Annotated in this window: 7 protein-coding genes; all 7 read right to left on the bottom strand. The window is 71.9% G+C overall.

Annotated features, from left to right (window positions below; genetic code table 11):
- Window positions 1-14 precede the first annotated feature (14 nt).
- Window positions 15-611: a hypothetical protein gene (locus tag ACZ5GH_RS38840; RefSeq protein ID WP_387758731.1), complete on the bottom strand. Its 597-nt coding sequence runs from the start codon at window positions 609-611 to the stop codon at window positions 15-17.
- 288 nt (window positions 612-899) lie between these two features.
- Window positions 900-3,581 carry a condensation domain-containing protein gene (locus tag ACZ5GH_RS38835; protein ID WP_464336998.1) on the bottom strand — a complete coding sequence of 894 codons (2,682 nt, stop codon included), beginning with the start codon at window positions 3,579-3,581 and terminating at the stop codon, window positions 900-902.
- On the bottom strand, window positions 3,578-4,789 hold the full coding sequence (locus ACZ5GH_RS38830) for a class-II aminoacyl-tRNA synthetase family protein (protein ID WP_387758734.1): 1,212 nt from the start codon (window positions 4,787-4,789) through the stop codon (window positions 3,578-3,580). Before ACZ5GH_RS38830 ends, ACZ5GH_RS38835 begins: the two co-directional genes overlap by 4 nt.
- A gap of 100 nt (window positions 4,790-4,889) precedes the next feature.
- Window positions 4,890-5,141, bottom strand: coding sequence for an acyl carrier protein (locus tag ACZ5GH_RS38825; RefSeq protein ID WP_387694289.1), 252 nt, complete (start codon window positions 5,139-5,141; stop codon window positions 4,890-4,892).
- 29 nt (window positions 5,142-5,170) lie between these two features.
- Window positions 5,171-6,022, bottom strand: a complete 852-nt coding sequence (locus ACZ5GH_RS38820; RefSeq protein WP_464336997.1) for a 3-hydroxyacyl-CoA dehydrogenase family protein — start codon at window positions 6,020-6,022, stop codon at window positions 5,171-5,173.
- Between the two features lie 44 nt (window positions 6,023-6,066).
- Window positions 6,067-11,466, bottom strand: coding sequence for an SDR family NAD(P)-dependent oxidoreductase (locus ACZ5GH_RS38815; protein ID WP_464336996.1), 5,400 nt, complete (start codon window positions 11,464-11,466; stop codon window positions 6,067-6,069).
- Window positions 11,466-15,980: a type I polyketide synthase gene (locus ACZ5GH_RS38810; protein WP_464336995.1), complete on the bottom strand. Its 4,515-nt coding sequence runs from the start codon at window positions 15,978-15,980 to the stop codon at window positions 11,466-11,468. Before ACZ5GH_RS38810 ends, ACZ5GH_RS38815 begins: the two co-directional genes overlap by 1 nt.
- Between the last annotated feature and the right edge of the window lie 14 nt (window positions 15,981-15,994).

Here is a 15,994-nt window from a genome sequence, read left to right as displayed (position 1 = left end):
TTGCTGCGGACCGCTCAGCCGAGCAGGAGGAACTTGGTGGCCGTGGCGCCCTGGTAGGTGCTGCAGTCGGTGTTCCGGGTGGTCTGGCTGTACGTGAAGCCCCTGGGGACGCTACAGGCCCACAGGCCGCTGACCGGCTTGCGGAGGTGGAACTGGTTGGACTGGCCGCTGCCCGTGGTGATGTTGCAGGCGGTGCCCCAGCTGATGTAGTCGTAGGTGAACTCCGGGGTGCCGACGCAGGCGGTGAGGCCGTCGACCGGCGTGCGCAGGTGGAACTGGTTGGCCTGCACGCCGCTCATCTCGCTGCAGGCGCTGCCCCAGGTGATGGCGTCGTAGACGAAGCCGGGCGCGCTCTTGCAGGCCGTCAGGCCGTCGTACGGGGTCCGCAGGTGGAACTGCGGCGAGTTCCAACTGGCGCCGCCGCTGCAGGCGGTGTTCATCGCCACCTGGTCGTAGACGTACCCGGCCGGGACGTCGCAGGCCCAGGCGCCGTCGAGGCCGGTGGTGGTGGCGCTCGCGGGAGTCGCGGCGGCCGCGCCCGAGAGCAGCAGGGCGAGGGCGGACAGTGCGGCGAGGAGCAGGCGGACGGGACGGGTGCGGGCGATGGGCATGGCTCTCCCCGGGGGTGGTGGTCGGAAGGGCGTGGCACGGAAGCGCTTCGGAACGGGCGCCGGGCGGTCGGCAACGGTGGTTGCGACCGGCCCCGAAGTTTCTAGCACGGGGTGATCGCGGCGGGCTCGTGAACCGGTCGGGTCGGGCCGCCCGCCGACATCCGTCCAGCCGCGCGACCGCGAGGGCTACGCCCGGACCGCCCACCACCGCCCCGGGCCCCTGCCGCGACTGGCGTACGCCCCCCGGAGGCCCGGGCGGCGGCGCCGGACGGGCTCGCGCCCACCGGTCTACGGCGAGCGGGTCCGCCGGCCCGGGGAGTCCGCCTTCAGGCCGAGCTGTTCGAGGGCGTCGAGCAGCTCGATGAGGCCCGTCCGGTCGTCCGGGCCGCGGCGCATGGTGGTCAGGACGGTCGCGGCGGTGCCGGACTCCTCGACGCTCTGCCGCAGTGCCGGAGCGAGCACCGGGTGAGCGCTGATCTCGACCAGTACGTCATGGCCCGTCAGCAACTCGGCGGTGGAGTCGGCCAGCAGGACGGGCTGCCGCAGGTTCCGGGCGAAGTAGCCCGCGGTGGCCTGCCGCCAGTCCAGCGCTCGCCCCGTGACCGAGGAGATCATCGGGATCCGGCCGGGCCTGGGGGTGAGCTCACCGATGGCCCGTTCGAGGTCCGCCAGGATCGGATCGATCGCCGGGCTGTGGGCCGGCAGGTCGACCCGGACCATCGCGCACAGCACGTCCGCGGCCTGGAGCCCGGCGACGACGGCCTCCAACGCGGACCGGTCGCCGGCCAGCACCGTGGTCCGCGGGCCGTTCCGCGCGGCGACGGACACGCTCCCCTCAAGCCCTCGCAGGTGCTGTGCGAGGTCGACGGCCGAGAGCTCCACCACGGCCATGCCGCTGTGCGGGCCGGCCACGCGGCGTTGCTGGTCGCTGTAGTGGTGGACGAGCCGGACCGCGTCCGGCAGGTCGAGGATGCCGGCGATGACGCCGGCGGCGATCTCGCCGACGCTGTGGCCCGTGACCGCGGCCGGCCGGACGCCCGCCTCCTCCAGCCAGCGGGCGATGCCCACTTGGACGGCGAAGACGACGGGTTGCATGACGCCGACGTCGTCCGTCCTGGCTTCGGGTTCGTCGAGGAAGAGCTCGTGGACGAGGGACCAGCCGGTGTGCCGGGCCAGCTCGCCGTCGCACTCCTCCAGGGCCGAGCGGAAGGCGGGTTCGGTGCGGAACAGAGTCCGCCCCATGCCCACCCACTGCTGGCCGTAGGGGGAGCAGACGAAGGCGATCCGGGTGCCGTCCGCGGCGGCGGGCTCCGGCCCGGCGGACGGGCCGCCGGTCGGCTCGTGGACGGCCGCCCCGCCGAGTTCGCTCAGCCGCAGACCCGGAGCGGCGGCCACGGCGTCGAGCAGCTCGGTGAACTCCCGGACCAGCCGCTCGGCCTGCGCGGGGACGAACAGGTCGAGGGCGTAGGTGAGGCTGCCGTCGATGCCGTCCGGCCTCCGCTGTTCGGCGAAGCCCTCGAACAGCTCGAAGCGGAGGTCGAAGCGGGTGATCCCCTCCGTCACCGGCTCGGTCCGGACCTCCAGGCCGGGAAGGCGGAGCTCGGCGCTCGCGTTGTTCTGGAAGGCGAGCATCACCTGGATGAGCGGGTGCCACGCGGGCGAGCGCGGCGGGTTGACGGCCTGGACCACGTGGTCGAACGGCACCTCCTGGTGGGCGAAGGCCGCCAGGTCCGTGCTGCGCACCCGGACCAGCAGCTCCCGGAAGGTCGGGTCGCCGTCGGTCCTGGTGCGCAGCACCAGCGTGTTGACGAAGAACCCGATCAGGTCGTCGAGGCCCTCGTCGGTGCGCCCGGCGGTGGGGATGCCGATGGCGATGTCGGTGCCGGCTCCGCGCCTGGTGAGCAGGGCCGCGAGGGCGGCCTGCACGACCATGAAGACGCTGGTGCCGGTCTCCCGCGCCAGCTGGTGCAGTGCCCGGTGGGTCCCCCGCGTGACGTGGAAGGGGACCCGACCGCCCCGGTGCGAGGGGGTGTCCGGACGCGGGGCCGCCGCATCGATCCGTAGGCGGTCCGGCATTCCCGCCAACTCCCCTTTCCAGAAGGAGAGCTGGCGGTTGACCAGACTGTCGGGGTCCTCCGGGGCGCCCAGGAGGTCGTCCTGCCAGAGCGTGTAGTCGACGTACTGGACCGGCAGTTCGGGCCGGACCGGCTCCTGCCCGAGGCGGCGCGCGGCGTAGGCGAGTGCCAGATCGCGGTTCAGGGGGAGCAGCGACCACCCGTCGCAGGCGATGTGATGGACGGTCAGGAGCAGGACGTGTTCGTCCGCGGAGAGCCGGAACAGCCGGGCCCGTAGTGCCGTCTCGGCGGTGAGGTCGAAGGCGTAACCGGCCGCGGCGCTCAGCGCTTCGGGCAGGCCTGCCTCGGTGACGTCGTCGACCGGCAGCTCGACCGGAGCCTCGTCCGGGTCCAGGACGACCTGCTGGGGCCGGCCGTCCCAGTCGGGGTAGGCGGTGCGCAGGCTCTCGTGCCAGGTGACCAGGTCGTCGAGGGCGAGTCGCAGGGCGGACAGGTCGAGGTCGCCGCGCAGCCGGTAGGCCATCGGCATGTTGTAGTGCCCGGCCGCGCCGTGCAGGCGGTTCAGGAACCAGAGGCGCCGCTGGGTCTGCGAGAGCGGGATCTCCGCCGGACGGCTCCGGGGGCGCAGAGCAGGGCGCCGGCTCCCGGAGCCCTGCTCCAGGTGCTCGGCGAGGCGGGCGACGGTCGGGGCCTCGAAGATCGTCCGGACCGGGACCTCCACGTCCAGGGCGGCCCGGATGCGGCCGGCGAGCCGGGTGGCCAGCAGGGAGTGGCCGCCCAGCTCGAAGAAGGAGTCGTCGATGGTGACCCGGTCGAGGCCGAGCACCTGGGCGAACACCGCGCAGAGGATCTCCTCCCGCTGGCCTCGTGGGGCGCGGCCCGTCCTCGTGCTCATGGTCGGCTCCCGTTGACGGCGGTGCGGACCCGGGCCGGCCACGCCGCGGTGTCGAGGCCGTACTGGCAGAGGAAGGCGTAGACGAGCCGCTCCAGGCCGAATCCGACGCAGCCGCTGCGGGTCGGCCCGTTCGCACCGTGGTCGATGCCGAAGGCCTTGCCGAACAGGTCGTCGTGGAAGTTGAAGGAGCCGACGGCGATCGTCCGCCCGGGCGCGACGTGGAGCCGCAGCTCGTACTTGAGCTCCATCAGCCGCTGGGACCAGATCCGCTCGGAGGTGTCCGTGCCGCAGAAGAACGGGTCGTTGCCCACCTCGCAGAAGCCGCTCAGGCCGAGCTCCTCGACGAAGGCGAAGACCTTCCGCATGAAGCGCTCCCGGGAGTCCAGCACGTCCTCCCGGGAGCCCATGAAGACCATCTCCCGGATGGTGAAGTCCCAGAGCCGCTCCAGGCTGGTCGCGTACGCCGCCTCGAAGCGGAACGACTTGCCGCGCGAGGTGACCACGTGGAGCCGGCCCGCCTCCAGGGTGCGCCCGCCGTACTGGCTGAAGGTGTGGTAGCACATCGTGGGCGGCAGGCAGTAGTCGACGTTGCCGCAGGAGTCCAGCACCGCGGAGTCGATGCCGGTGACGGCCTGCCGCTCCTGGAAGGCGCGGTAGACGTCCAGGTCGTTGCGCAGCCTGGTGACGAACATCAGGTGCTGCGGGAAGGCCTTGAAGTAGCCCGCCGTCTCCAGCGCCTTCGTTCTGATCAGCGTCGGGTAACGGTACTCCCGGACTTCGTGGTCCTCGGCCAGGAGGTCGCAGACGGCCCGGTCGAAGTAGCCGAGGAGGGAGAGCAGCGGCTCGCCGACGGCGACCTGACCCTCACCGACCTCCGTCACCGCGCCGGCCTGGGAGAGGAGTCCGAAGACGTCCTGGTGCGGGGTGCGCTGGTGCGGCGAGGTCCAGACGGCCTTGGCGGGCGTCACCCATTGCCTCCGGACGTCGTTGTCCACCAGGGAGTTGACCTTCTCGGTCAGGGCGTCGTGCGGGAGCGGTCGCTCGGAGCGGAGTGTCACGGAGCGCACCTCGTCGCCCTCCACGGGCACCTCGAAGCCGGTGATCTCGGGCGACACGAAGAAGAGCCGGCGCTCGATCTCGGCGGCCAGCGCTCCGGGGATCGGGCTGCGAAGGTCGATCCGGGTGAGGACCTCGTCGGGGTGCGTCATCGTGGTTCTTTCCTCGCCGATGGGAGAACGGTCGAACGGACCGGCGCGCGGCGGCCTGGCCGCCGCGCGTCCGCGGGTGGGGCTGGGGCGCCGTGGCCGTCTAGGCCGCCGTAGCCGTCCGCGAGGTGACCAGGCGGACGAGACCGTCGACCGTGCGGAAGTTGTCGAAGTCCATGTCCGCCGGGCCGAGGGTCAGGGCGAACTCCTTCTCCACGAAGAGCGCGAGCTGCATCGCGAAGAGGGAGTTGACGTAGCCGAGGGCGAAGAAGTCGTCGTTGTCGGCGAGCGGCTGGCCGGCCAGGTGCGGGGCGAGGAACTCGCGGACCCGGGCGCGCACGTCGTCGTTCGTCATGTCAGGTTTCTCCTTGGGTGGTTCGAGGATCAGTAGGTGTAGAAGCCCTGGCCGGTCTTGCGGCCCAGGAGCCCTGCGTCGACCATCTTCTGGAGCAGGGGGGCAGGGCGGTACTTGCTGTCCTTGTAGCTCTCGTACATGACCGTGATCGAGTTCAGGATCGTGTCGAGGCCGATCAGGTCGCCGGTCTCCAGGGGGCCCATCTTGTGGCCGAAGCAGCCGCGGAACATCTTGTCGACGTCCTCGGCCGAGGCGATCTGGTCCTGGACGCAGAAGATCGCCTCGTTGATGGTCACCATGAGGACCCGGTTGGTGACGAAGCCGGGGGCGTCCTGGACGACGATGCCCTCCTTGCCCATGTCCGACAGCAGCCCGAGCGCGGTGTTCAGTGTCTCCTCGCTGGTGAAGTGGCCGCTGACCACCTCGACGGTGTCCATCATCGGGACGGGGTTCATGAAGTGCAGCCCGAGGATCTCGGCCGGGCGCCCGGTGACCGAGCCCACCCGGGTGATCGGCACGGCCGAGGTGTTCACGCCGAAGATCACGCCGGGGCGGCAGATGGCGTCGATCCGCTCGTACACCGCGCGCTTGACGTCCCAGTTCTCGGTGACGTTCTCGACCACGAAGTCCGCGTCGGCCAGTGCGGTGAGCTCGGTGCCGGTGGTGATCCGGGCGAGGACGGTCCCGGCGTCCTCCTTCAGCGGCTTGCCGAGCAGCATCGGCTGGACCAGCAGGTCACGGCGGATCTGGGCCACCGCGCTGTCGAGTTGGGCCTGCGAGATGTCCACCAGGACCACCTCGAACCCGGACTCCGCGAAGGACTGGGCGACGCCGCGGCCGATCGTGCCGGCGCCGATCACGCCTACGGTGCGGATGCTCACGGGGATACCACCTTTGTGGGATAGAAGGGGAGTTGGGGGCCCGGTCAGCCCTGGGCGGCCCTGGTGTCCAGGTGTTCGGCGAGGTCCGCGATAGTGACGTAGCGGAACAGGTCGACCATGGAGACCCGGAGGTCCGTGATCTTCTGGATGCTCTGGGCGATCCGGAGGGCGGCCAGCGAGTCCACCCCGAGCGCGAACGAGGTGTCGTGCACGTTGAGTTCGGTGAGGCCGAGCTCGCGGGCCCAGATCCGGGCGAGTGCGCGCTCGGTGTCGGTGAACGCGCCGCTCTCCCTGCCGAAGAGCTTCGGCTCGCCGTCGCACGGCGCCTCCTCCGCCGTCGCGGCGGATCCGTCGGCGCTGCCGCGGGCGGCGTCGACGGCCTGCCGGATCGGGGTGGCCAGCACCAGCGGTGCGCGCCGCAACAGTTCCGCGAGCCTGCCGGAGGCGCTCAGCCTCGGGTAGTTGATCTCGCCGACGATCACCGGGGTGCAGGCCGAGGCGAGGATCTCCTCGAAGCTGTCGAGACCGTCCTCGACCGACACCGAACGGAAGAAGCCCTGATCCTGCTGGACGCCGTGGTCGAAGGCCATGCCGGTTTCCAGCCAGTCGCTCCAGTCGACCGACACCGTCCACCGGCCGCGTGCGGAGCGCTGCTCGGCGAAGTGGTCCAGGTAGCTGTTGGCGGCAGTGTAGTCGCCCTGCCCGGCCGCACCGAAGACCGCCACCGTGGAACCGAAGTTGACCATGCACTCCGGCGGGTCGTCCTGGGTGACGAGGTCCAGCACGGTGGCGCCGAGCACCTTCGGGTTCAGGGTACGGCGGAAGGTCTCCGCCTCCTTGCGGAAGAGGAAGCCGTCCCCGGCGACACCGGCCGCGTGGACGACGCAGCCGATCCCGCCGAGATCGGCGCGGATCTTCGCGACGACTCCCGCCATGACCGTCAGGTCGGTGACGTCACCGGAGTAGCCGCGGACCTCGGCGCCGTTGCGCTCCAGTTCACGCAGTGCCTCGATCTGCCCGCGCACCTTGGCGTCGGTGACCTCGTCCCACCGCTCGCGCGGCGGCAGCTCGGTGCGGTTGACCAGGGCGAGCCGCGCACCCGGCACCGATCGGCTCAGCCGGCGGGCGACCGCGAGTCCGAGCCCGCCCAGACCGCCGGTGATGAGGTACACCCCGTCCGGGCGCACCGGCGCGGACCTCGGCTGCTCCCGCAGCTGCACCGGTGCGAGCTCCGCGACGTAGCGGTGCCCGTCGCGCAGCGCGACGGTGGCGGGTGTCCGGGCTCCGAGCAGTTCGGCGCGGACGGCCTCGGCGCCGGTGTCGTGGGCGATGTCGAGGCAGAACACGTCGGTGTCCTCGTACTCCTGGCCGATCACCTTCGCCAGGCCGAAGAGCGTCGCGTGGACCGGGGCCGTCTCCGGCTCGGTGCCGGTGACCCGGGCCACCGAGGGGGCGACCACGCTGAGCCTGGCCGGGCCGACGCCGCGCTCGGAGAGGCTGCGGGACAGGTGGAACAGGCTGTGGACGCCGTGGTCGAGCCTGCTCTCCAGGAGTGACGGATCCTGCTGGACGTCGCCGTCGGCAGGGGCCGCGACGTGCACGACCTCGTCCGGGAGCTCCGCACCGAGTGCGTCCAGCAGCCGGCCGAAACCCTCCTGGGTGGGCGGCACTTCGTACCGGTCCGGAGCGGACCGGTGCCATCGGTCCGCGAGGGCCGCCTCCGTGACGTTGATGCCGTGCGCGCGGAGTGCGGCGCTCAACTCGGATCCGACGCTGCCCTGTTCTCCGATCACCAGGACCCGGGCGGGTGCGGCCCGGGACTCCTCGGCTGCCGGCGCCGGGACCCAGCGGAGGGTGTGGTGGCGGTTGTGCGGTCGCAGTCGGGCGACCGTGCGCTCGGCGTCGGTGACCCGCTTGACGGTGAAGCCGCGGATCTCGGCCGCGGTGGCCCCCGACTCGTCGCAGATCACCACGTCGACCTTGCGGAACTCGGCGTTGTCCACGTAGCCCGGGTGCGGCTGGACGAAACTCAGGCCCCGAGCGGGCAGCGGGCCGTGCAGGAGCAGCGAGTCGTAGCCGACCGGGAGGAAGAAGTCCCGGTCACCGAGGGCGAGTCGGCGGTCCTCGGCGGTCTCCAGGAGGGCGAATCCGCTGAAGCCGGTGGCCTGGTCGAGCAGGACCGGGTGCAGGGGGTGGTCCTGGCACTCGGCCCGGTACTGCTCGGGCAGGTCGAGCACGCCGAGGGCGGTGCGGATGCCGACGTGCACGGTCGGGAGGCTGCTGCGCCAGCGGTCGCCGAACTCCATCACCTTGTGCTCGGTCTGCCGCCGGGAGATGTCCACGCTCTCCAGCGAGCAGAGCGCCCGCAGCGCGGCCGGATCCTGCTTGGGCGCCGGGGCGGTGTGCGGCTTGACGCCGACCGTGCCCTGGACGTGCACCGTCCAGCGGTCGCTTGCCGGGTCGTGGCTGGCGACGGTGAACTCGGCCTGGAGGTCGTCGAGTTCGCGGACGGTCGTGTGCGCGGTGCGCGGGATTCCCTCCTGCACCAGCAGCGGCACCAGGAAGGTCACGTCGCGGAGCTCGGTGACCGGTCGGCCGAAGTGCAGCGAGGCGGCGGCGCGGGCCATCTCCAGATAGGTGGTTCCGGGGACGATCGCCTCTGAGAGCAGCTTGTGTTCGGAGAGCACCCAGTGCCGTTCCAGCGAGAACTCGGTGAGGAAGACGGACTGGCCCATCGTCCGGAGCAGGACCTGGTCCAGCAACGGGTGTGGTCCGGGGGTGTGCCGGACCGCGGCCTGCGGGACCTGGGGCTCCAGCCAGTAGCGCTTGCGCTGGAAGGGGTAGGTGGGGAGGGGGATCCGGCGGTGTTGCTGCTGGGCGAAGTAGGCGGTCCAGCCGGGCCGGGCGCCGGCGAGCCAGAGGCTGCCGAGGGTGCGCTGGATGATCTCGGTGGCGGTACGGCGGTCGCGCTTGTGGGGGAGCGAGGCGAGCGCCGTGGCTTGGATGCCCGCACCGGTGAGGATGCGCCGGGTGAGGCTGCTGAGGGTCTGGCCGGGGCCGACTTCGAGCAGGGTGACGTGCGGCTCGGTGGTGGCGGTCCGGACGCCGGTGGCGTATTCGACGGTGGCGCGGATGTGGTGGCCCCAGTAGGCCGGGTCCGTGGCCTGCTCGTCGGTGATCCAGGTGCCGGTGGTGTTCGAGACGAAGGGGACCTGCGGAGCCTGGCGGTCGACGGCGGCGACGGCGGCGACGAACTTCTCGACCATCGGCTCCATCAGACTGGAGTGGAAGGCGTGGGAGGTGGCGACGGGTTGGGTGGCCCAGCCGCGCTCCTCGGCAAGGGCCGTGAAGGCCTGGCTGACGTGGTGGGGGCCGGAGACGACGCAGTCGCGGGGGCCGTTGTGGGCGGCGAGGGAGAGGCCGTCGATCAGCGCCGCCTCGACCTCTGCCCGTTCGGCCATGATGTTGAGCATGGCGCCGGGGGTCTGGGTCTGCATGAGGCGGCCGCGCAGTGCGACGAGCGCGAGGGCGTCGGGGAGGGTGAAGACGCCGGCGACGCAGGCGGCGGTCCACTCGCCGAGGCTGTGGCCGAGCATGGCGGTGGGGGTGATGTCCCAGGACTGCCAGAGCCGGGTGAGGGCGTACTCGATGACGAAGAGGGCGGGTTGGGCCCACTGGGTCTGGTCGAGTCGGCTGTCCTCGGTGAAGACCACCTCGCGGATGTCCTCGCCGACGTGCGGCCTGAGCAGCTCGGCGCATTCGTCGACGTTGGCGCGGAAGACGGGCTCGTGCTGGTAGAGGTCGTGGGCCATGCGGGTGTGCTGGGAGCCCTGGCCGCTGAACAGGAAGACCAGGGGCGCGGTCTCGCGGGTGGTGTGGCTGGTGGTGACGTGGGCGGGGTCGCGGGTCTCCAGGAAAGCCGCGACGGCTTCGGCGGACGAGCCGGTGACGGTGCGGCGGTGGGGGAAGGCGCGGCGGCCGGTGGCCAGGGTGTAGGCGGCGTCGGCGAGGTTGGGCTGTTCGCGGCGCAGGTGGGCGGCCAGTCGGTCGGTGGCTTCTTCGAGTGCGGCGGGGGTGCGGGCCGAGAGGACCAGCGTCTCGGTCGGGCGGGTGCCGGCGGGGGAGGCTTCGACGGCCGGAGCCTCTTCGAGGACGAGGTGGGCGTTGGTGCCGCCGAAGCCGAACGCGCTGATGCCGGCGCGGCGGACGCGGCCGTCGGTGCGTGGCCATCGGCCGGGCGCGGCCTGGACCCGGAAGGGGCTGGTGGCGAAGTCGATGTCGGGGTTGCCGCGGCTGTAGTTCAGCGAGGGCGGCAGCAGTTCGTGCTTGAGTGCGAGCGTGGTCTTCAGCAGGCCGGCCATGCCGGCGGCGGCGTCGAGGTGGCCGATGTTCCCCTTGACCGAGCCGAGGGCCCAGGACCCGGTGTCGCCGAACGCCCGGGACAGCGCCTGCACCTCGATCGAGTCACCGATCACGGTGCCGCTGCCGTGCGCCTCGACGTAGTCGATGTCCTCGGGGGCGAGCTCCGCGACGGCCAGCGCCTCCGTGATCACCTCGGCCTGACCGCCGACCGTCGGTGCCGTGAAACTCGCCTTGACCCCGCCGTCGTTGTTGACGGCCGAGCCCCTGATCACGGCGTGGACGGTGTCGCCGTCGGCCAGCGCGTCCTCCAGCCGCTTCAGGGTCACCACGCCGACACCGTTGCCGAAGACCGTGCCCCGGGCGTCCGCGTCGAACGGGCGGATGTGTCCGTCCGGGGAGAGGAAGGCCCCCTCCTGGTACGGGTAGCCGGTGTTCTCCTGCACCTTGTAGGAGACCGCCCCGGAGAGGGCCATGTCGCACTCGTAGTTGAGCAGGCTCTGGCAGGCGGCGTGCAGTGCCACCAGCGAGCTGGAGCAGGCGGTCTGGACCGGGAAGCTCGGCCCCCGCAGGTCGAGCTTGTACGACACCCGGCTGGTCAGGAAGGCGAGTTCGAAGCCGAGGCCGACGTTCTCGCCCTTGATCGCCTCGCCCTGCTCCAGGTTGCCGAGGATGTTCCCCAGGTAGGCGGTGGTACTGGCGCCGCCGAAGACGCCGATGCTGCCCTCGTACCGGGCGGCGTCGTAGCCGGCGTGCTCCAGTGCCGCCCACGCCGTCTCCAGGAAGAGCCGGTGCTGCGGGTCCATGATCTTCGCTTCGCGGGCGGTGTACCCGAAGAACTCCGCGTCGAAGAGGCTGATGCCCTCGAACCTGGGCGCGGCCTTGACGTAGTGGGGCTGGCCGAAGACCTCGGGCGGCACCCCGGCCGCCGTCAGCTCCTCGTCGGTCAGGGCGACGATCGACTCGACGCCGTTGCGCAGGTTCGACCAGAACTCGGTCAGGTCCCCCGCGCCGGGGAAGCGCCCCGCCATCCCGATGATCGCGACGCCGTCCCGTTCCGGGAGATCCGTGAACTCATTGGTCATCATTCGCCCCTTGCCGTCCGACGCCGTTGCTGGTGCTGACGCCGGCGTTGCTGCATCTTTTCCCTGCGTTCCTCAAGTGCCTTGCGGTTGTCGCCCGTTGTCTGCTGCAGGGGCTGCTCGGCCAGGCCGGCCAGGTGCGCCGCCGTCAACCCCTCGTACAGGTCGCCGAGGGCGAGCTTCGTGCCCAGCCGGGTGTTGATGGTGCTCACCAGCTGGATCGCGATCAGCGAGTTGCCGCCCAGGTCGAAGAAACTGTCCTGGATGCCGACCTTCTCGATGCCCAGCAGCTCCTGCCACAGCTCGCAGATCGCGCGCTCGGTGTCGCTGCGCGGTGCCACGAACTCGGTGAGGATGTCCGGGCGTGCGTGCGCGGCGCCACGGGGCTCCGCGGTGTCGCCCTGCTCCAGCGAGAAGGCGTTCTCGAACAGCGCCGAGAGCTCGGCGGGCGACACGATGATCTGCGACTCCGAGAGGCCGGCCAGGATCGCGTCGAGGGCCCACAGCCCTTCGGCGGGCGACATGGCGCGCTCGTCCACCTGCTCGACGCCGGACGGCGCGGCGGTACCGACCGCCATGCCGATCTCCCGCCACGGACCCCAGTCGATCGAGATCACCCGCCGGGTGCGCCCCCGGTCCTGGGCGAAGGCGTCGAGGAAGCAGTTGGCGGCGCAGTAGTCGACCTGGCCGACACTGCCGATGTTCGCACCGTTCGAGCCGAACAGGACCAGGAAGTCCAGCTCCTGGTCCGCCAGCACCTCCTCCAGCACCAGGGTGCCGCGCACCTTCGGGAGCAGGACCTCGGCGGCCGCCTGGAGGTCCTTGAGCTGGATCAGGCCGCCACCGGCGACGCCCGCCGCGTGGAAGGCGCCGTGGACGGCCCCCCACTGCTGGGTGGTCCGCCGGACGGCCTCGCTCATCGCCGCCTGGTCGCTGACGTCGGCCTGGAACACCAGGAGCTCCGCACCCGCGTCCCGCAGACGGACCAACTCCCGTACGGTGTCGGCGAGCCGGCCCTTGCCCGGGTTGTCGGCGAGCCAGGAGTCCCACTCCGCGGCGTCGGGCAGCCGGGTGCGCGCGGTGAGCGCGATCCGTGCCCCCGCTGCCGCGAGGTGCCCGGCCAGGGCCAGGCCCAGGCCGCCGGTGCCGCCGGTGACCAGGTAGACACCGTCCTTGCGCACCACCGGCGACTCGTCGCGCCGGGGCAGCGGCTGCGGCACGTAGTGCTGGGACCAGCGGTGCCCCCCTCGGTGTGCCACCGTCTCCGTGCCGGGCTCCGGCGCTGCTGCCAACTCGGCCATCAGCTTCCCCAGTTGCGCCTGAGTGGGGGCTTCCTGGCAGTCGAGGTCGACGCTGCGGCAGGTGGTGCCCGGCAGCTCGCGGGGCAGCACGCGGCACGGGCCCAGCAGGGTGGCCTTCAGCGGCGAGAGCGGCTCGGCGCCGGTGACGTTGTGCATTCCGTTGCTGAGGACCCAGATCCGGCGCGGCTCGCCGTCCGGGTGCTGGACGAGGGCCTGGGTGAGGCGGATCAGACTCTCGAAACCGTGCTGGAGGCTGCCCTCCGCGCCCGGCGCGGTGACGCTCCAGCCGTGGACGATGTGGGTGGGCACACCGGCAGGGCCGTTCCGCAGGGTGCTGATCAGCCGCTCGTAGTCGGAGCTGTCGGCCGGGTCGATGGTGTAGCGGTCATCTCCCCGGTCGGACCAGGCGCCGGCCGCCGCCACCACGGTGACGGTGGCACCGGCGGCCCGCAGCTGCTCGGTCACCGCCTCGCCCACGCCCAGGCCGTCGGCGAAGACCAGCCAGTGCCGGGTGCGATCCGGCTGCTCCCCGGCGGGGAGAGGCGCCCGCTGCCAGGACGGGACGTAGAACCACTGCGTGATGTCGTCGCGGCGCGCCGCGGAGCGACCGGCGGCCTGGGCCGTCGTGGCCTGTCGGTCGAGCCAGTAGCGCTTGCGCTGGAAGGGGTAGCTGGGGAGGGGGATCCGGCGGCGTTGCTGCTGGGCGAAGTAGGCGGACCAGTCGGGGGTGGCGCCGGTGAGCCAGAGGGTGGCGAGGGTGCGCTGGACGGTTTCGGAGGGGCTGCGGGGGTCGCGCTTGTGGGGGAGGGAGGCGAGGGTGGTGGACCGGGTGCCGGTGTCGGTGAGGACGCGGCGGGTGAGGCTGCTGAGGGTCTGGCCGGGGCCGACTTCGAGCAGGGTGACGTGCGGCTCGGTGGTGGCGGTCCGGACGCCGGTGGCGTATTCGACGGTGGCGCGGATGTGGTGGCCCCAGTAGGCCGGGTCCGTGGCCTGCTCGTCGGTGATCCAGGTGCCGGTGGTGTTCGAGACGAAGGGCGTCTGCGGCGCCCGACGCGTGACGGCGGCGACGGCGGTGGTGAACTCCGCGATCATCGGTTCCATCAGGCTGGAGTGGAAGGCGTGGGAGGTGGCGACGGGTTGGGTGGCCCAGCCGTGTTCCTCGGCGAGGGCGGTGAAGGCCTGGATGGTGTCGTGGGGGCCGGAGATGACGCAGTCGCGGGGGCCGTTGTGGGCGGCGAGCGAGAGGCCGTCGGGCAGCGCCGCCTCGACCTCTGGCCGTGCGGCCATGATGTTGAGCATGGCGCCGGGGGTCTGGGCCTGCATGAGGCGGCCGCGCAGTGCGACGAGCGCGAGGGTGTCGGGGAGGGTGAAGACGCCGGCGACGCAGGCGGCGGTCCATTCGCCGAGGCTGTGGCCGAGCATGGCGGTGGGGGTGATGTCCCAGGACTGCCAGAGTCGGGTGAGGGCGTATTCGATGACGAAGAGGGCGGGTTGGGCCCACTGGGTCTGGTCGAGTCGGCCGTCGTCGGTGAAGACCACCTCGCGGATGTCCTGGTCGAGGTGCGGTGTGAGGAGTTCGGCGCATTCGTCGACGCTGGCGCGGAAGACGGGCTCGTGCTGGTAGAGGTCGTGGGCCATGCCGGTGTGCTGGGAGCCCTGGCCGCTGAACAGGAAGACCAACGGCGCGGTCTCGCGGGTGGTGTGGCTGGTGGTGACGTGGGCGGGGTCGCGGGTCTCCAGGAAAGCCGCGACGGCTTCGGCGGACGAGCCGGTGACGGTGCGGCGGTGGGGGAAGGCGCGGCGGCCGGTGGCCAGGGTGTAGGCGGCGTCGGCGAGGTTGGGCTGTTCGCGGCGCAGGTGGGCGGCCAGCCGGTCGGTGGCTTCTTCGAGCGCGGCCGGGGTGCGGGCCGAGAGGACCAGCGTCTCGGTCGGGCGGGTGCCGGCCGGAGAGGCGGGGGCGACCGGAGCCTCTTCGAGGACGAGGTGGGCGTTGCTGCCGCCGAAGCCGAACGCGCTGATCCCGGCGCGGCGGACGCGGCCGTAGGTGCGTGGCCAGGGAGTCGATTCCGCCTGCACGTGGAACGGGCCGGTGGCGAAGTCGATGTCGGGGTTGCCGCGGCTGTAGTTCAGCGAGGCGGGGAGGAGTTCGTGCTTGAGCGCGAGCGTGGTCTTCAGCAGGCCCGAGATCCCGGCGGCGGCGTCGAGGTGGCCGACGTTCCCCTTGACCGAGCCGAGGGCCCAGGACCCGGTGTCGCCGAACGCCCGGGACAGCGCCTGCACCTCGATCGGGTCGCCCAGCGAGGTGCCCGTGCCGTGTGCCTCGACGTAGTCGATGTCCGCGGGTGCGAGGCCCGCGTCGGCGAGCGCGGCGGAGATGACCGCGGCCTGGCCGGTGACGCTCGGGGCGGTGAAACCGACCTTCACCGCGCCGTCGTTGTTGATCGCCGAGCCCCTGATCACGGCGTGGACGGTGTCGCCGTCGGCCAGCGCGTCCTCCAGCCGCTTCAGCGCGACCAGACCGACACCCGTGCCGAAGACCGTGCCCCGGGCGTCCGCGTCGAACGGGCGGACGTGCCCGTCGGGGGACACGAAGGACCCGTCCTGGTGCAGGTAGCCGGTGCCCGGGTTCGGGTCGGCGTGGACGCCACCCGCCAGGGCGAGGTCACACTCCCCGGCGAGCAGGCTCCGGCGGGCGGTGTGGGCGGCGACCAGCGCGGTCGAGCAGGCGGCGCGCAGCGAGACCGCGGGGCCTTTCAGGTCCAGCTTGTACGACACCCGGGAGGCGAGGAAGGCGAGTTCGTTGGCCACCAGGATCTGGGTCTGGCCCAGGGTGTCCACGATCTGCTGGTGCGAGTAGACGTGCTGGACGTAGCGGTTGGCCCCCGCGCCGCCGAAGACGCCGATGCTGCCCTCGTACCGGGCGGCGTCGTAGCCGGCGTGCTCCAGCGCCTCCCAGGCCGTCTCCAGGAAGAGGCGGTGCTGCGGGTCCATCACCTCGGCCTCGCGGGCGGTGTACCCGAAGAACTCCGCATCGAACAGGTCGCTGCCGGTGAAGGCGGGCGCGGCCTTGACGTAGGTTCGTTGCCCGAACACCTCGGGCGGCACCCCGGCCGCCGTCAGCTCCTCGTCGGTCAGGGCGACGATCGACTCGACGCCGTCGCGCAGGTTCGACCAGAACTCGGTCAGGTCCCCCGCGCCGGGGAAGCGCCCCGCCATCCCGATGATCGCGA

Source organism: Kitasatospora sp. Xyl93, assembly GCF_055383135.1.
The sequence above is the reverse complement of the archived record's forward strand: the minus strand, read 5'-3'. Positions and strand labels throughout refer to the sequence as shown.